Source organism: Citrobacter freundii complex sp. 2025EL-00176, from assembly GCF_053309355.1.
The window spans coordinates 74,640-92,012 of record NZ_JBRYHT010000002.1; the positions used below are offsets into that span (position 1 = coordinate 74,640).

Sequence of the window (17,373 nt, forward strand, 5' to 3'; positions counted from 1 at the left end):
GATTCATGAGATCGAAAAGATTTGAAGCACTGGCGAAACGCCCTGTGAATCAGGATGGTTTCGTTAAGGAGTGGATCGAAGAAGGCTTCATTGCGATGGAAAGCCCGAACGACCCGAAACCATCGATTAAAATCGTCAACGGAACAGTGACTGAACTGGATGGCAAATCCGCCAGTGACTTTGATTTAATTGACCATTTCATTGCCCGCTACGGCATTAACCTGGCTCGCGCTGAAGAAGTCATGGCGATGGACTCGGTCAAACTGGCCAATATGCTTTGCGATCCTAACGTGAAGCGCAAAGACATCGTGCCGCTGACCACCGCTATGACACCAGCAAAAATTGTCGAAGTGGTGTCCCATATGAACGTCGTCGAGATGATGATGGCCATGCAGAAAATGCGTGCTCGCCGTACTCCGTCTCAACAGGCGCACGTCACTAACGTTAAAGATAACCCGGTACAGATTGCCGCAGACGCCGCAGAAGGCGCATGGCGCGGATTTGACGAACAGGAAACGACCGTTGCCGTCGCACGCTACGCGCCATTTAACGCCATTGCCCTGTTAGTCGGTTCACAGGTTGGACGCCCTGGCGTGTTAACGCAGTGCTCGCTGGAGGAAGCGACCGAACTTAAGCTCGGTATGTTAGGCCACACTTGCTACGCGGAAACTATCTCCGTCTATGGTACAGAACCCGTCTTTACCGACGGTGACGACACGCCATGGTCGAAAGGCTTCCTCGCCTCTTCCTACGCCTCTCGCGGCCTGAAAATGCGCTTTACCTCCGGCTCGGGCTCAGAAGTTCAGATGGGTTACGCCGAAGGCAAATCGATGCTTTATCTGGAAGCCCGCTGCATTTACATCACCAAAGCCGCTGGCGTACAGGGTTTGCAAAACGGTTCAGTAAGCTGCATCGGGGTGCCTTCCGCTGTGCCGTCCGGTATTCGTGCTGTCCTGGCTGAAAACCTGATCTGTTCTTCTCTGGATCTGGAATGTGCTTCCAGCAACGACCAGACCTTTACCCACTCGGATATGCGTCGTACCGCGCGTCTGCTGATGCAGTTCCTGCCAGGTACTGACTTCATCTCTTCCGGGTATTCCGCGGTGCCGAACTACGACAACATGTTCGCCGGCTCCAACGAAGATGCTGAAGACTTTGACGACTACAACGTTATCCAGCGTGACCTGAAAGTGGACGGTGGTCTGCGTCCGGTTCGAGAAGAAGATGTTATCGCCATTCGTAACAAAGCGGCGCGAGCGCTACAGGCTGTATTTGCCGGGATGGGATTACCACCAATCACAGATGAAGAAGTGGAAGCTGCGACTTACGCCCATGGTTCGAAAGATATGCCGGAGCGCAACATCGTTGAAGACATCAAGTTTGCACAAGAGATCATCAATAAAAACCGTAACGGCCTGGAAGTGGTAAAAGCGCTTGCTCAGGGCGGGTTTACCGATGTCGCACAGGACATGCTCAACATCCAGAAAGCCAAGTTAACCGGGGATTATCTGCATACCTCCGCCATTATCGTTGGCGACGGACAGGTGCTGTCCGCAGTGAATGACGTCAATGACTATGCCGGTCCGGCAACAGGTTATCGCCTGCAAGGCGAACGCTGGGAAGAGATCAAAAACATCCCTGGCGCACTTGATCCCAACGAACTTGGCTAAGGGGTGAAAAATGGAAATTAATGAAAAGCTGCTGCGCCAGATAATTGAAGACGTACTGTCTGAAATGCAGACCAGCGACAAACCCGTCTCATTCCGCGCATCGTCAGCGGCAAGCGCGCCACAGGCCGCAGCGGTACAAGGCGACAGTTTTCTGACCGAGATTGGCGAAGCTAAACAGGGCCAGCAGCAGGACGAAGTGATTATTGCCGTAGGTCCGGCGTTCGGGCTCTCACAAACCGTCAATATCGTCGGCATCCCGCATAAGAATATCTTGCGCGAAGTGATTGCCGGGATTGAAGAGGAAGGCATTAAAGCACGAGTAATCCGCTGCTTTAAATCCTCCGATGTCGCGTTTGTCGCCGTGGAAGGCAACCGCCTGAGTGGTTCCGGGATCTCTATCGGCATCCAGTCAAAAGGCACCACGGTTATCCACCAACAGGGGTTACCGCCGCTTTCTAACCTGGAACTGTTCCCTCAGGCGCCGCTTCTGACGCTGGAAACCTATCGTCAGATCGGTAAAAACGCCGCGCGATATGCCAAGCGTGAATCTCCGCAACCGGTCCCTACCCTGAATGACCAGATGGCCCGACCTAAGTACCAGGCGAAATCGGCCATTCTGCACATTAAAGAGACCAAATACGTCGTGACGGGCAAAAACCCGCAGGAACTGCGCGTGGCGCTTTGATAAAGGATAACTCCATGAATACCGACGCAATTGAATCGATGGTTCGGGATGTGCTGAGCCGGATGAACAGCCTGCAAGGCGAGTCTGCTACTCCGGTTGCGGCAAGTTCATCTGCACATACCGCGAAAGTCACGGATTACCCTCTCGCGAATAAACATCCTGAGTGGGTAAAAACCGCGACCAACAAAACCCTGGATGACTTCACGCTCGAAAATGTTCTGAGTAACAAGGTGACGGCACAGGACATGCGCATCACCCCTGAAACGCTGCGCCTGCAGGCGGAAATCGCCAAAGATGCCGGGCGCGACAGGCTGGCGATGAACTTTGAGCGCGCCGCCGAGCTAACCGCTGTACCTGACGATCGCATCCTTGAGATCTACAACGCGCTACGCCCGTATCGCTCAACTAAAGATGAGCTGATGGCCATCGCTGACGATCTCGAAAATCGTTATCAGGCAAAGATCTGTGCGGCTTTCGTTCGTGAAGCGGCAGCGCTGTACGTTGAGCGTAAAAAACTCAAAGGCGACGACTAACTCAGGGACAGGATCATGCGATATATAGCTGGCATTGACATAGGTAACTCATCAACGGAAGTCGCTCTGGCTACCCTGGATGAGTCTGGGGCACTGTGTATTACCAACAGCGCCCTGGCGGAAACCACCGGGATCAAGGGCACATTGCGTAATGTGTTTGGCATTCAGGAGGCACTTACGCTGGCAGCAAAAAACGCCGGCATCAATGTCAGCGATATTTCGCTCATCCGTATTAACGAAGCCACTCCGGTCATTGGCGACGTGGCGATGGAAACGATCACTGAAACCATCATCACTGAATCCACTATGATCGGCCATAACCCTAAAACGCCTGGCGGTGTCGGGCTGGGTGTTGGCATTACTATTACGCCGGAAGAGCTGCTCAGCCGTCCGGCGGATACACCTTATATTCTGGTGGTGTCATCGGCATTTGATTTCGCCGATGTCGCCACGATGATTAATGCCTCCGTACGCGCCGGATACCAGTTAACGGGCGTAATTTTGCAGCAAGACGATGGCGTGTTGGTCAGCAATCGTCTGACTCACCCCCTGCCCATCGTTGATGAAGTGCTTCATATCGACCGTATCCCATTGGGTATGTTAGCGGCCATTGAGGTCGCGGTTCCAGGAAAGGTTATCGAAACGCTTTCTAACCCCTACGGGATTGCGACCGTTTTTGGTCTCAATCCCGACGAGACTAAAAACATTGTCCCAATGGCGCGGGCGCTGATCGGCAACCGCTCTGCCGTGGTGGTGAAAACGCCGTCAGGCGATGTGAAAGCGCGAGCCATTCCTGCCGGAAATCTGGAGCTACAGTCACAAGGGCGTACCGTACGCGTCGACGTTGCAGCTGGCGCTGACGCGATTATGAAAGCCGTTGGTGAGTGCCCGAAACTGGATAACGTCACCGGCGAAGCGGGGACCAATATTGGCGGCATGCTGGAGCATGTACGCCAGACAATGGCTGAATTAACCAACAAACCCAGTCAGGAAATCTTTATTCAGGATCTACTGGCGGTCGATACCTCGGTTCCCGTCAGCGTGACCGGTGGACTTGCTGGTGAATTTTCCCTGGAACAGGCTGTCGGCATTGCCTCGATGGTGAAATCAGATCGCCTGCAAATGGCGATGATTGCTCAGGAAATCACGCAAAAGCTCAACATTGATGTCCAGGTTGGCGGCGCTGAAGCCGAAGCTGCCATTCTCGGGGCCTTAACCACTCCTGGCACGACGCGCCCGCTGGCTATTCTGGATCTCGGCGCGGGATCGACCGACGCTTCCATCATAAACCCGAAAGGCGAAATTATTGCCACACACCTGGCGGGGGCGGGCGATATGGTCACGATGATCATTGCCCGGGAACTGGGGCTGGATGACCGTTATCTCGCTGAAGAGATCAAAAAGTACCCGCTGGCGAAAGTTGAGAGCTTGTTCCATCTTCGCCACGAAGATGGCAGCGTCCAGTTCTTCCCTGGGCCTCTTCCGCCCACAGTCTTTGCCCGCGTATGCGTAGTAAAACCCGATGAGCTGGTGCCCCTGCCAGGCGAACTGGCGCTGGAGAAAGTACGGGCCATTCGCCGCAGCGCCAAGGAGCGCGTTTTTGTCACCAACGCGCTCAGAGCGTTACGTCAGGTGAGTCCGACCGGGAACATTCGGGATATTCCCTTTGTGGTGCTGGTTGGCGGCTCATCCCTGGATTTCGAAGTACCGCAACTGGTCACCGATGCGCTGGCGCATTATCGCCTGGTTGCCGGGCGCGGCAACATTCGTGGCACCGAAGGTCCGCGCAATGCGGTCGCAACCGGGCTGATTCTCTCCTGGCACAAGGCGTTCGCTCATGGAAAGTAATCTCACCACGCCCGCCATCGTTATCTTCACCACCGGTGACTGCACTGACGCCTGGAGCGACGTGCTGCTGGGAATTGAAGAAGAAGGGATCCCGTTTGTGATTCAGGAGAGCCATTCAACCGATGTTATCCACAACGCATGGCTCGCGGCATGCCAGTCGCCGCTGCTGGTTGGCATTGGCTGCAGTCGCGAAAAACTGGTCGTGCACTACAAAAATCTACCCGCATCAGCTCCGCTTTTTACGCTGATGTATCAACAAGATAACCACGCTCGCCGCAGCATTGGTAATAACGCTGCGCGGCTGGTTAAAGGCATTCCATTCCGGGAATGCCACTCATAACCCACAGGAGACAAGCAGTATGAATAACGCACTGGGACTGGTTGAAACAAAAGGGCTTGTCGGCGCTATTGAAGCCGCTGATGCCATGGTGAAATCCGCAAACGTGCAGTTGGTTGGTTACGAAAAAATCGGCTCAGGCCTGATCACCGTTATGGTTCGCGGCGATGTCGGCGCAGTGAAAGCTGCCGTAGATGCAGGAAGCGCAGCAGCAAACGCCGTTGGCGAGGTGAAATCCTGCCACGTTATCCCGCGTCCGCACAGCGACGTTGAAGCCATTTTACCTAAATCCGCATAAGTCGTTGCAACCAAGGAGCACAGCGTGAAGCAATCACTGGGATTACTTGAAGTTAGTGGTCTGGCATTAGCTATCAGTTGCGCGGACGTCATGGCGAAAGCCGCCTCCATCACGCTGGTGGGCCTCGAAAAAACCAACGGCTCAGGCTGGACGGTGATCAAGATTATCGGGGATGTGGCCTCCGTGCAGGCGGCCATTTCCACCGGTGCGAGTCTGGCCGATCAAAAAAATGGTCTGGTGGCGCAGAAAGTCATCTCCAGACCTGGGGAGGGTATTCTTTCCCACAGCGTCACCGTCCAGCCAGAGCCTGTATCCGAATCTATACCAGCAGTGCCGCAAGAAGAGTTGTCTGTGGAAAGTTCATCACCGGAAGCACCACAACATGCTGAGCTGATTAGCTGCAATCTGTGTCTTGACCCAGCCTGTCCCCGTCAAAAGGGCGAGCCACGCTCTCTCTGCCTGCACTCTGGCAAACGAGGTGAAGCGTGATGGATAAACAGCAACTCAAGTCAACGGTCACCAAAGTTCTGGATGAAATGCGCGAGCGCCCTATTCCGCTGGGGATCTCGAATCGTCATATTCATCTTTGTACTGAAGATTACGTCCGTTTGTTTCCCAATCAGCCTATCAGCGAGAAAAAAGGGCTGTTGCAGCCAGGACAATACGCTGCCGAGCAGACCGTCACGCTGGTTGGACCTAAAGGCCAGTTAAAAAATGTGCGTTTACTCGGCCCGCTACGTAGCGCCAGTCAGGTTGAAATTTCACGTACCGATGCACGCACGTTAGGTATTGCTGCCCCGCTGCGTATGTCGGGCAATATTCAGGGCACGCCGGGTATTCGCCTTGTCAGTCCATTTGCTGAACTGGACTTAACATCCGGCGTCATCGTTGCTCAACGGCATATCCATATGTCGCCGCTCGATGCCCTGATCCTGCGCGTTTCTCATGGCGATAAAGTTTCGGTCGCCATTAATGGCGATGAACGCCGGCTGATTTTCGATAACGTCGCCGTACGCGTTTCACCGGACATGCGCCTTGAGATGCATATTGATACCGACGAAGCCAATGCCGCGGGTGCGGATAATCCGCAGGCATTCGCCACACTGGTGACTTCACGATGAACAATGAACTGCTGCAACGCATTATCGAGGAGGTTGTTTCCCGATTAAAAAAACGCGCGGAAAGCACGATCTCCCTTAGCGTCGCGCAGTTACGGGAAATAGACCCACGGATACTATGCTGCCAGTACTCGTCGCTGCACATTTTGCAGGCTGACCTGCTCCTGCTGGAACAAATTGCCGAAAGCAGCCCTGCCACCAGGTCGGTGGTCACGATCCACGAAGCGCTGGCATGTGGAGTCCGCGTGAAAATTTCACTACATCACCAATTGTTACCCGCAGTACCCGTGAAAAAACTCGCGCGTCTGCCGCTGGAATTTGGTGACGAACTGGGGCGAGCCATCGTTCTGCATCCTGAAAAACTTCTCAGTTACGCCAACGTTGCCCAATTGCAGGATGCGGTTTTAGTGCTACGCCGTCGATGTGTCGTAACTGCGCTGGCTCAGGAAACTGTCAGTACGCGAAATGTCCAATTAATTAAGCAGGAGTGAGCTATGCATCTGGCACGGGTTACAGGCGTTGTTGTCTCCACGCAAAAGTCCCCATCCCTGGTCGGGAAGAAGCTGTTACTGGTACGTCGCGTGAGTGCTGACGGAGAGCTGCCAGCCTCCCCGACGACCGGGGACGAAGTCGCGGTTGATTCTGTCGGCGCGGGAACCGGAGAACTGGTTTTACTCAGCAGCGGCTCCAGCGCCAGGCACGTTTTCTCCGGCCCAAACGAGGCCATCGATCTGGCTATTGTCGGCATTGTCGACACGCTTTCTCGTTAGGAGGAACTATGGCGATTTATACCCGTACTGGCGATGCCGGTACAACGGCCCTCTTTACCGGGCAACGCGTAAGCAAAACGCATCCGCGCGTCGAGGCTTACGGGACGCTGGACGAACTCAATGCGGCGCTTAGCCTGTGCGTTTGCGCGTCGAAAAGCCCACAGCACCGCCAGTTACTTGAAAACATTCAATTGCAGCTTTTTTGGTTCAGCGCCGAACTCGCCAGCGAGAGCGAACAACCAAACCCAGAGCAGCGCTACATCAGCTCAGAAGAAATTGCAGCGCTGGAAGCCGCTATCGATAACGCGATGGGGAGAGTACCGCCGCTGCACAGTTTTATTTTACCTGGCCGCAGTGAAGCCGCCAGCCGTCTGCACTTTGCCCGCACACTGGCTCGCCGCGCAGAGAGGCGACTGGTCGAGCTCTCCGCCGATATCGCCGTCAGACACGTACTGATGCGTTATATCAATCGTCTGTCCGACTGCTTATATGCGCTCGCACGGGCAGAAGATCATGACGCCCATCAAAACGACATTATTCAGAAAGTGGCTGAGCGCTATCTCTCCGCCATCCGTACATCAGCCATAAAGGAGCAGTCGATGTCTCTGTCTTTTCAGGAGCTCCACCAACTGACTCGCGCTGCGGTAACAAGAGCAGAAGAACTTCAGGTCCCGGTCGTCATCAGCATTGTTGATGCCAACGGGACCCAAACGGTGACCTGGCGCATGCCTGACGCATTGCTCGTCAGTAGCGAACTGGCACCCAAAAAAGCCTGGACCGCCGTGGCGATGAAAACCGCCACGCATGAATTAACGTCTGCGGTGCAACCAGGCGCAGCGCTTTACGGCCTGGAAAGCCATATGCAGGGAAAAGTCGTCACTTTTGGCGGCGGGTTCGCATTATGGCGTGAAGGTTTACTTCTTGGGGGTCTTGGCATCAGCGGGGGAAGCGTTGAACAGGATATGGACATTGCAGAAACGGCCATTGCGGCGATTAACGTGAGAACACATCAATGAATACTTCAGAACTTGAAACCCTCATCCGTAACATTTTGAGTGAACAACTCGCCCCGGCAAAAACAGAAACCAAAGGAAACGGAATATTTCCGTCCGTTGGTGAAGCTATCGATGCAGCTCATCAGGCTTTTTTACGTTACCAGCAATCTCCATTAAAAACCCGCAGCGCCATCATTCACGCCCTGCGAGAAGAACTGACGCCTCATCTTGCTTCCCTGGCCGCTGAGAGCGCAGCCGAAACGGGAATGGGCAACAAAGAGGATAAATTCCTTAAGAATAAAGCTGCGCTGGACAACACTCCAGGGATCGAAGATCTCACCACCACGGCACTGACTGGTGATGGCGGCATGGTATTATTCGAGTATTCACCGTTTGGCGTGATTGGCTCCGTCGCCCCCAGTACCAACCCGACGGAAACCATTATTAATAACAGCATCAGTATGCTGGCTGCGGGAAATAGCGTTTATTTTAGCCCGCATCCGGGCGCTAAAGCGGTCTCACTCAAACTGATTGCCATGATTGAAGATATTGCTTTCCGCTGCTGCGGGATCCGGAATCTTGTTGTCACGGTCACAGAACCCACTTTTGAAGCTACCCAGCAGATGATGGCACACCCTAAAATCGCAGTTCTGGCGATTACCGGTGGTCCTGGCATTGTTGCTATGGGCATGAAAAGCGGGAAAAAAGTCATTGGCGCAGGCGCAGGAAACCCTCCCTGTATTGTCGATGAAACAGCCGACCTGGTTAAGGCGGCGGAAGATATCATCAACGGCGCATCCTTTGATTACAACCTCCCCTGCATTGCTGAGAAGAGCCTGATTGTTGTTGGTGCCGTTGCCGAACGCCTGGTTCAACAAATGCAGTCTTTTGGCGCGCTGCTTCTGAATAGCGAAGAGGTAGACAAACTGCGCGCAGTCTGTCTGCCCGAAGGCATGGCCAATAAAAAGCTGGTAGGGAAAAGCCCGGCAACCTTACTGGAAGCCGCAGGAATACCTGTTCCGGCAAAAGCACCTCGATTACTGATAGGTATCGTCAAGGCTGACGACCCGTGGGTTACCAGCGAGCAACTGATGCCAATGCTCCCCGTCGTCACGGTGAGCGATTTTGACAGTGCGTTAACGTTGGCCCTGAAAGTTGAAGAGGGATTGCATCACACCGCCATTATGCATTCACAAAATGTGTCGCGTTTGAATCTTGCCGCACGCACGCTTCAGACCTCCATTTTTGTGAAAAATGGCCCCTCTTACGCCGGGATTGGCGTGGGTGGTGAAGGTTTTACCACCTTCACGATTGCGACGCCAACCGGTGAAGGAACAACATCGGCACGTACTTTCGCACGCTCTCGTCGTTGCGTGCTGACAAACGGTTTTTCTATTCGCTAATGGGGCCGTTATGAAAAGCTTTTCACTGCAAACTCGATTGTACAGCGGTCAGGGAAGCCTGGATGTGCTCAAGCGTTTCACGAATAAGCATATCTGGATTATCTGCGATGGTTTTCTCGCGCGTTCTCCTTTGATTGAAAAGCTGCGCAACACGCTTCCTGCGGATAATCGCATCAGCATTTTCAGCGATATTACCCCCGATCCAACCATTAGCACGGTGGTGCAAGGGATTGCGCAAATGCAGTCCCTGCGACCAGATGTTGTCATTGGTTTTGGCGGAGGCTCAGCGCTGGATGCCGCGAAAGCCATCGTTTGGTTCAGCCGACAGTTCGGTATTGAAATCGAAACCTGTGTTGCTATTCCAACCACCAGCGGCACAGGCTCGGAAGTGACCAGCGCCTGCGTGATTAGCGATCCGGATAAAGGCATTAAATATCCCTTATTTAATAATGCGCTTTACCCGGATATGGCCATCCTCGATCCAACGCTGGTTGTCAGCGTACCTCCAGCCATCACCGCGAATACCGGCATGGATGTCCTGACGCACGCGCTTGAGGCTTACGTGTCCACGAAGGCCAGCGACTTCACCGATGCGCTGGCGGAAAAAGCGGCACAAATCGTCTTCCAGTACCTTCCCGTCGCCGTCAGCAAAGGCGAGTGTCTGGCAACCAGGGGGAAAATGCACAACGCGTCAACGCTCGCGGGAATGGCATTTAGTCAGGCGGGGTTGGGGATAAACCATGCGATAGCCCATCAGTTAGGCGGCCAATTTCATCTGCCCCACGGACTTGCCAATGCGCTGCTGCTGACCCCTGTCATTCATTTTAATGCCCACGACCCCAGGGCCGCGAAGCGCTATGCCCGTTTCGCTAAAGCCTGCCATTTATGCCCGGATAACGCGAACGATACGGCCGCGCTGAATGCGCTCATTCATCACATTGAGCTTCTCAAAAAACAGTGTGCGTTACCTTCTTTCGTTGACGCGCTCAAAGACGGAAAGCAAATCTGGTCACAGCGTATACCGTCGATGGTTCAGGCCGCGCTGGCTGATGTCACGCTGCAAACCAATCCTCGTGTTGCCGACGCCAGTGCCATGCAGGAACTGCTTGAGGAATTATTATGAATACAGCCATGACGGCAGAGTCCACGCTTTATGATGCGCAGACGATACGCGAACGCGTTCGGGCTGCTGGCGTTGTCGGGGCCGGCGGTGCGGGCTTTCCTGCACACGTAAAATTACAGGCGCAGGTCGATACCTTTCTGGTGAATGCCGCCGAATGTGAACCGATGTTGAAAGTTGACCAGCAATTGATGAGCGTCCAGGCAGGTCGACTTATTCGCGGCGTTAAATATGCCATGACGGCTACCGGAGCCAGTGCCGGTATTATTGCGCTCAAAGAAAAATACCAGAAGGCTATCAATGCGTTAACCCCCCTGCTACCTGCCAATATCCGGTTACACATTTTACCTGATGTCTATCCGGCCGGTGACGAGGTGCTGACCATCTGGATGGCAACAGGCCGGAGGGTCCCACCTGCCGCACTGCCGGTTAGCGTCGGCGTGGTGGTCAATAACGTCCAGACCGTACTCAACATCGCCAGAGCGGTTGAACAGCAATACCCCGTTACCCGTCGCACGCTGACCGTCAACGGCGCAGTCGCCAACCCCATCACTCTCACTGTCCCTATCGGGATGTCACTTCGCGAGGTGCTGGCGCTGGCGGGTGGCGCAACCGTTGACGATCCTGGATTTATTAATGGCGGCCCGATGATGGGCGGTCTGATTACCTCCCTGGATACCCCCGTCAGCAAAACTACCGGAGGGTTGCTGGTTTTACCAAAATCTCATGCGCTGATTCAGCGGCGATTGCAGGATGAACGTACCGTGCTTTCCGTCGCAAAAACCGTATGCGAGCAGTGCCGTTTATGTACGGATTTGTGCCCAAGGCACTTAATCGGCCATGAATTATCACCGCATCTGCTGGTTCGTGCGGTGAATTATCAGCAGGCGGCCACACCACAGCTGCTGCTCACGGCCCTGACCTGCTCAGAATGCAATGTCTGTGAAAGCGTAGCCTGTCCGGTTGGGATTTCACCGATGCGCATCAACCGCATGCTTAAACGCGAACTACGGGCGCTCAACCATCGTTATGAAGGGCCGCTAAATCCTGAGGATGAAATGGCGAAGTACCGGTTGATCCCGGTTAAGCGCCTTATTACCAAACTGGGTCTTAGCGACTGGTATCACGATGCGCCACTGGCTGAGACTGATTATTCCACCGATAAAACGACGCTGTTGCTACGCCAGCATATTGGCGCCAGCGCCATCCCATGTGTGCAGCAAGGCGATCGCGTTGTTCGCGGTCAATGCGTTGCCGATGTGCCGACAGGCGCATTAGGCGCACCAGTCCACGCCAGTATTGACGGTATTGTCAGCGAAATCACTGAGCAATCCATCACGGTAATAAGAGGTTAATCATGTCTCAGGCTATAGGGATCTTAGAACTCACCAGCATTGCCAAAGGAATGGAAGCTGGCGATGCCATGCTAAAAAGCGCGAATGTGAATTTACTGGTCAGCAAGACCATCTGCCCGGGAAAATTCCTGCTTATGCTCGGTGGGGACGTAGGCGCAGTACAACAGGCAATAGCCACTGGTACATCTCTTGCTGGCGATATGCTCGTTGACAGTCTGGTATTGCCTAATATCCATGCCAGCGTACTCTCGGCGATCAGCGGGTTAAATAGCGTGGATAAGCGTCAGGCCGTCGGTATTGTTGAAACATGGAGCGTGGCGGCTTGTATCTGTGCTGCGGACCGCGCTGTTAAAGCTTCCAATGTCACATTGGTACGCGTGCACATGGCATTTGGTATTGGCGGCAAGTGCTACATGGTTGTCGCTGGCGATGTATCCGATGTGAATAACGCAGTAACGGTTGCCAGTGAAAGCGCGGGTGAAAAAGGCCTGTTGGTTTATCGCTCCGTTATACCTCGTCCGCATGAAAGCATGTGGCGACAGATGGTGGAGGGATAATGGAAAGGCAACCCACCACGGATCGTATGATTCAGGAATATGTTCCTGGCAAACAGGTCACGCTGGCGCATCTTATCGCCAATCCCGGGAAAGATTTGTTCAAGAAACTGGGATTACAGGATTCAGTATCCGCAATCGGGATTTTGACGATTACCCCTAGCGAAGCCTCAATTATCGCCTGCGATATCGCCACGAAATCCGGGGCGGTAGAGATTGGTTTTCTCGACCGCTTTACCGGCGCAGTGGTACTGACGGGGGATGTCTCCGCCGTTGAGTACGCGCTGAAACAGGTAACCCGAACGCTGGGCGAAATGATGCGTTTTACCGCTTGCCCCATCACCCGGACGTAATCTCATGAAACGCATCATGCTAATCGGACCCAGCCAGTGCGGAAAAACGTCGCTTACACAGTGCATGCGCGGAGAAGCGCTTCACTATCAGAAGACCCAGGCCATAGTCTGGTCTCCCATGGCGATAGACACACCGGGCGAATATCTTGAAAACCGCTGTCTGTACAGTGCGCTGCTGGCCAGCGCCTGTGAAGCAGACATCATCGCGCTGGTCCTTAATGCTGACGCGCCGTGGTCACCATTTTCTCCCGGTTTCACCGGCCCAATGAACCGACCCGTTATTGGCCTCGTCACTAAAGCCGATTTAGCCAACCCGCAGCGCATTTCCCTCGTTGAGAGCTGGTTAATCGAGGCTGGCGCGCAAAAAGTGTTTGTCACCAGCGCGCTGGAGAATACTGGGGTCGATGAGATGTTCATTTTTCTGAATGACAAGGAACTTTCATGTCTCACAAAATAATGGCCATTAATGCGGGGAGTTCCTCGCTCAAGTTTCAGCTACTGGCAATGCCACAAGGTGAAATGATTTGTCAGGGGTTGATCGAGCGTATCGGTATGTCTGATGCGCAGGTCACCCTGAAAACGCCTGCGCAAAAATGGCAGGAAACATTGCCCATCGCCGATCACCGTGAAGCAGTGACGCTGTTACTGGAAAAACTGCTCAGTCACAATATTATCAGCAGTCTGCAGGAGATCGACGGCGTGGGGCATCGCGTCGCACACGGCGGGGAATCTTTTAAAGATTCCGCACTGGTAACCGATGAAACGCTGGCGGAAATCGAACGCCTTGCGGAACTGGCCCCGCTTCATAACCCGGTAAATGCGTTGGGGATTGCAGTATTTCGCCAGCTATTGCCAAATACCCCGGCCGTTGCGGTTTTTGACACCGCTTTTCATCAGACGCTTGATGAACCCTCTTTCATCTATCCCCTGCCCTGGCGCTACTATTCAGAGCTGGGTATTCGTCGTTACGGATTTCATGGCACCAGCCACAAATACGTCAGCGCCCAGCTTGCTGAAAAGTTAGGGGTGCCCCTCAGCGCCCTGCGCGTCGTATGTTGTCATCTTGGCAACGGCAGCAGCATCTGCGCCATCAAAGGTGGGCAATCAGTTAATACCTCGATGGGCTTTACGCCACAGTCTGGCGTGATGATGGGCACGCGAAGTGGCGATATTGATCCGTCTATTTTACCGTGGATTGCCCTGCGCGAAGGCAAAACACCGCAGCAGCTCAACCAATTGCTCAACAATGAATCCGGCTTACTCGGCGTTTCTGGTATCTCACCTGACTATCGCGATGTTGAACATGCGGCAGATACGGGCAATCATCAGGCTGCGCTGGCGTTGACGCTATTTGCCGAGCGAATTCGCGCCACCATCGGCAGCTATATTATGCAGATGGGCGGTCTGGATGCGCTGGTCTTTACCGGTGGCATAGGCGAAAACTCAGCGCGGGCGCGCGGGGCAATTTGTCACAACCTGAATTTCTTGGGACTGGCCGTTGATGAGGAAAAAAATCAGCGAAACGCCACGTTTATTCAGACAGAAAATTCGCTGGTCAAAGTGGCGGTGATCAATACCAATGAAGAGCTGATGATAGCACAGGACGTTATGCGTTTAGCGATAGCGGAAACTGTGAGGTTGGGCATTCCAGCTTAATCCTGCCGCACCGCAAATTGCGGCAAATCATGGTAATAGCGCGATCGCCATGACACTATGCGCCGAGGATTGCTGATCACAAAGGTGAAGACGTGGCTGTTGCGCAATGTCCCGCATCATGCGGAGAACTTATCCAGGGCTGGATTCTGGGCAGTGAGAAATTAGTCTCCTGCCCGGTCGAATGGTATAGCACCGTGGAGGTCACTTCAGGCTCGCCGCTGGAAGAGGAACGTCCACTTTCACGGGCGATGGTTAATCGACTATTGCAGCACTGGCAGTACCCGGCGCAGATGAGTCAGGATATCCGAATTGATGTCCAGTCAACTATTCCCATCGCTAAAGGAATGGCCAGCAGCACTGCAGATATTGCCGCTACGGCTGTCGCCACGGCATATCATCTGGGCCATCACCTGGATGAGCCTACGCTGGCGCAACTTTGCGTTTCGCTGGAGCCTACCGACAGCACCGTTTTTCGTAAGCTTACCCTTTTCGATCATAATGACGCCTCCACGCAAATTGCCTGCGAAGCCCAGCCTCAACTCGATCTGCTGGTTCTCGAAAGCCCGGAAACATTGCGCACTGCGGATTATCACCGTATTCCGCGTCATTCCGGGTTACAGGCAGGTGCTCCGGCCCTCAAACGAGCATGGGAAAAGGTACAGGAAGCCTGTATCAGCCAAAATCCTTACCGGATGGGCGAAGCCGCCACGCTTAGCGCGATCGCCAGCCAGTTGCTGTTACCGAAACCAGATTTTGATTCACTCTTAGCGCTGGTAGAGGAGTGTGATTTATACGGCGTTAACGTCGCACACAGCGGCAGCGTTGTCGGCCTGATGCTGGACAGAACGCGTCATGATGTGGATTACATAAAATGGATGCTGACACAGAAAAGACTGACGGTTCACTGGCCGGAACAGCATTTATTGCGGATGGTCGCAGGCGGGGTTGAACTGCAATAAGGGTCGCCGCACAGCAGCGACCCGGACAAGCATGAAATCGTTACTCAGCTTTCGCTTCGCCGTTTTTCAGTTCGCCCATGGCTTTCAGTTTCTTAGAAATATCGCGGCGCTCTTTTGAGATCTCAGCATTTTTGATGATGTAATCATCAACGCGATCTTCGTAATCGCTTTTCATGCTGGCGATAATGCCCTGGATCGCTTCGACACTCATACCAGGCTTGATGTAGTCGCTCAGGTTGTCCAACAGCAGGACACGTTTCTGGTTGTCACGGATCTTTTTCTCAACGTCCTGGATTTCACGTTGCAGTTTGTTTTTACGACGGAACAGACGAACAAATTCCAGCACGTCCTGGAAAGAAGGCTTGGTAGTTTCCATTTTTACACCCCTGATAATGTGAGATTCGGATTCGTTTAAACAACGGCTAAAGTGGGTCAACATTACTTTCATGCCCGCCATACTTCAAGTTGCATCTGCATCGACAATGCATGGTTGAAACCTGAATTATCGAGGGTAAAGCCATTGCAGTTACCAATGGTTTTAGCCTTTTTCAGTATCATACCTCTAATCTTTGCTGAATCGAAGCAGCAGTAGAACCAATCCCCTCATCTGCTCTTTATTTGCGCAGCACGCGACAGATTAAATGCGAAAGTAACTCCAGCTGTCGCGCCATCTCCATATTCAACCAAACGTAGCCGTGGATAGGCGTTTCCGCGACATTATCACCTTTATGCTCAGCGATAAGCTGCCGTAACTCCACCACGGTATCGTTGAGCTTCTCCGTATTGGCAAGTACTGGCTGCGGATTACCTTCATACAACGCATGCGTTATCGTCAGTAGCGCCTGTTGCGTCCTGAGCTGGGTTTCACGCAGCGTATGCGCATTCAACATAACAAAGTGACTGGTACGGCTGGCCCAGAGCGCATTGATTTGTAACTCAAGCATGCAGACGAGGTTACGATTAACCGTCTGAATAGCCTCAAAAATGGATTTTTGAATGTGGGTTTCTTTACTGGCAGGGGCGATGAGCCCGCGCATTTTGACAACCTCGCTCAACAGCTGTTGTAAATGCTTCTCCAGTCGCGGTTGTTCAAGCAGATTGGGGGAGAGCGCCGCCTGGTACACCCGATTGTACCCCGTTACGCAATGCGCCAGCTGAATACGCCAGTGTATAAATGCCCGTTGTGGCCACACGCCGGTAAACAGCATCGCCAGCAACGATCCCAGAATAACATCGCCGCCGCGCCATAACGCCGTATTCATATCCCCCGCGGGAGCGCCCACTACAACGGCAAGCGTAATACCAATCAGCAGAGCCTGATACGGTTTTTTGCCCAATGCCAGCCAACCGCAGAGAAACATCGCCACCGCGCACCATATCAGCATTAGCGGAAGCGAAAAGAGCTCCAGACGCAGGGCCACCAGCCCAAGCACCGATCCCAGGATCGTGCCGCCAATCCGTTCAAAAGCTCTGGGAACAACGTTACCCCAAAAAGAAATAGGCCCCATGATCACCACCAGCGTGATCAGAGGCCATGTACCTTCAGGAATGTTTAACAGGCGTACCAACAGAAAAGTGAGAATAAACGCAAGCGCAATGCGAATACCGTGCACTACACGATAATGACGATACAAACGAATTTCAAAATGACTCAGTGACTTATTGGCACGCACTCATGCACTCCGTCAGCGAATAGCAAAGAACAAAATTGTACTCGTT

General features: G+C 53.4%; 21 protein-coding genes. 19 read left to right on the plus strand and 2 right to left on the minus strand.

Annotated features, from left to right (window positions below):
* The first annotated feature begins 5 nt into the window (after nucleotides 1-5).
* The 19 genes from pduC (at nucleotide 6) to ACVXHP_RS07540 (ending at nucleotide 15,654) form a co-directional block, all read left to right on the plus strand.
* Nucleotides 6-1,670, plus strand: a complete 1,665-nt coding sequence (pduC, locus tag ACVXHP_RS07450) for a propanediol dehydratase large subunit PduC (RefSeq protein WP_262798680.1) — start codon at nucleotides 6-8, stop codon at nucleotides 1,668-1,670.
* A 10-nt stretch (nucleotides 1,671-1,680) separates the two neighbouring features.
* A complete protein-coding gene (pduD, locus tag ACVXHP_RS07455) occupies nucleotides 1,681-2,355 on the plus strand; it encodes a propanediol dehydratase medium subunit PduD (RefSeq protein ID WP_200005984.1) in 675 nt (224 codons plus the stop codon).
* A 14-nt stretch (nucleotides 2,356-2,369) separates the two neighbouring features.
* Nucleotides 2,370-2,888, plus strand: coding sequence for a propanediol dehydratase small subunit PduE (gene pduE, locus ACVXHP_RS07460; RefSeq protein WP_016153529.1), 519 nt, complete (start codon nucleotides 2,370-2,372; stop codon nucleotides 2,886-2,888).
* 15 nt (nucleotides 2,889-2,903) lie between these two features.
* Entirely contained in the window at nucleotides 2,904-4,736 is a 1,833-nt protein-coding gene (locus ACVXHP_RS07465) for a diol dehydratase reactivase subunit alpha (protein WP_447571182.1), read from the plus strand.
* Entirely contained in the window at nucleotides 4,726-5,076 is a 351-nt protein-coding gene (locus ACVXHP_RS07470) for a glycerol dehydratase reactivase beta/small subunit family protein (RefSeq protein WP_304700242.1), read from the plus strand. Before ACVXHP_RS07465 ends, ACVXHP_RS07470 begins: the two co-directional genes overlap by 11 nt.
* A 19-nt stretch (nucleotides 5,077-5,095) precedes the next feature.
* On the plus strand, nucleotides 5,096-5,371 hold the full coding sequence (gene pduJ, locus ACVXHP_RS07475; protein WP_181500258.1) for a propanediol utilization microcompartment protein PduJ: 276 nt from the start codon (nucleotides 5,096-5,098) through the stop codon (nucleotides 5,369-5,371).
* Nucleotides 5,372-5,395: 24 nt separating this feature from the next.
* A complete protein-coding gene (locus ACVXHP_RS07480) occupies nucleotides 5,396-5,860 on the plus strand; it encodes a BMC domain-containing protein (protein WP_447571183.1) in 465 nt (154 codons plus the stop codon).
* Entirely contained in the window at nucleotides 5,860-6,492 is a 633-nt protein-coding gene (locus ACVXHP_RS07485; RefSeq protein ID WP_200005980.1) for a phosphate propanoyltransferase, read from the plus strand. The genes ACVXHP_RS07480 and ACVXHP_RS07485 overlap by 1 nt, the downstream gene beginning before the upstream one ends.
* Complete coding sequence (gene pduM, locus ACVXHP_RS07490) at nucleotides 6,489-6,980, plus strand: microcompartment protein PduM (protein ID WP_447571184.1); 492 nt, start codon at nucleotides 6,489-6,491, stop codon at nucleotides 6,978-6,980. The genes ACVXHP_RS07485 and pduM overlap by 4 nt, the downstream gene beginning before the upstream one ends.
* Before the next feature lie 3 nt (nucleotides 6,981-6,983).
* Nucleotides 6,984-7,259: a EutN/CcmL family microcompartment protein gene (locus ACVXHP_RS07495; RefSeq protein WP_042307565.1), complete on the plus strand. Its 276-nt coding sequence runs from the start codon at nucleotides 6,984-6,986 to the stop codon at nucleotides 7,257-7,259.
* Between the two features lie 8 nt (nucleotides 7,260-7,267).
* Nucleotides 7,268-8,275 (plus strand): two-domain cob(I)yrinic acid a,c-diamide adenosyltransferase PduO, encoded by a 1,008-nt coding sequence (gene pduO / locus ACVXHP_RS07500; RefSeq protein ID WP_316129953.1) that lies wholly within the window; start codon nucleotides 7,268-7,270, stop codon nucleotides 8,273-8,275.
* Complete coding sequence (gene pduP / locus ACVXHP_RS07505; protein WP_447571185.1) at nucleotides 8,272-9,657, plus strand: CoA-acylating propionaldehyde dehydrogenase PduP; 1,386 nt, start codon at nucleotides 8,272-8,274, stop codon at nucleotides 9,655-9,657. The genes pduO and pduP overlap by 4 nt, the downstream gene beginning before the upstream one ends.
* A gap of 10 nt (nucleotides 9,658-9,667) precedes the next feature.
* Complete coding sequence (locus ACVXHP_RS07510; RefSeq protein ID WP_447571186.1) at nucleotides 9,668-10,780, plus strand: 1-propanol dehydrogenase PduQ; 1,113 nt, start codon at nucleotides 9,668-9,670, stop codon at nucleotides 10,778-10,780.
* Entirely contained in the window at nucleotides 10,777-12,132 is a 1,356-nt protein-coding gene (gene pduS, locus ACVXHP_RS07515) for a cobalamin reductase PduS (protein ID WP_447571187.1), read from the plus strand. Before ACVXHP_RS07510 ends, pduS begins: the two co-directional genes overlap by 4 nt.
* A gap of 2 nt (nucleotides 12,133-12,134) precedes the next feature.
* Nucleotides 12,135-12,689, plus strand: a complete 555-nt coding sequence (gene pduT, locus ACVXHP_RS07520) for a propanediol utilization microcompartment protein PduT (protein ID WP_447571188.1) — start codon at nucleotides 12,135-12,137, stop codon at nucleotides 12,687-12,689.
* Nucleotides 12,689-13,039, plus strand: a complete 351-nt coding sequence (pduU, locus tag ACVXHP_RS07525) for a propanediol utilization microcompartment protein PduU (RefSeq protein WP_032939586.1) — start codon at nucleotides 12,689-12,691, stop codon at nucleotides 13,037-13,039. The genes pduT and pduU overlap by 1 nt, the downstream gene beginning before the upstream one ends.
* A gap of 4 nt (nucleotides 13,040-13,043) precedes the next feature.
* The gene (gene pduV, locus ACVXHP_RS07530) at nucleotides 13,044-13,496 is read left to right on the plus strand and encodes a propanediol utilization protein PduV (protein WP_304700257.1); all 453 of its coding nucleotides are present in this window, start codon (nucleotides 13,044-13,046) and stop codon (nucleotides 13,494-13,496) included.
* Nucleotides 13,481-14,695, plus strand: a complete 1,215-nt coding sequence (locus tag ACVXHP_RS07535; protein WP_447571189.1) for an acetate/propionate family kinase — start codon at nucleotides 13,481-13,483, stop codon at nucleotides 14,693-14,695. The genes pduV and ACVXHP_RS07535 overlap by 16 nt, the downstream gene beginning before the upstream one ends.
* A gap of 92 nt (nucleotides 14,696-14,787) precedes the next feature.
* Nucleotides 14,788-15,654, plus strand: a complete 867-nt coding sequence (locus ACVXHP_RS07540) for an L-threonine kinase (RefSeq protein WP_447571190.1) — start codon at nucleotides 14,788-14,790, stop codon at nucleotides 15,652-15,654.
* 40 nt (nucleotides 15,655-15,694) lie between these two features.
* Here ACVXHP_RS07540 and ACVXHP_RS07545 read toward each other — a convergent pair whose 3' ends face one another.
* Entirely contained in the window at nucleotides 15,695-16,030 is a 336-nt protein-coding gene (locus ACVXHP_RS07545) for a DUF496 family protein (protein WP_032939582.1), read from the minus strand.
* Between the two features lie 238 nt (nucleotides 16,031-16,268).
* Complete coding sequence (locus ACVXHP_RS07550; protein WP_447571191.1) at nucleotides 16,269-17,327, minus strand: FUSC family protein; 1,059 nt, start codon at nucleotides 17,325-17,327, stop codon at nucleotides 16,269-16,271.
* Nucleotides 17,328-17,373: the final 46 nt, after the last annotated feature.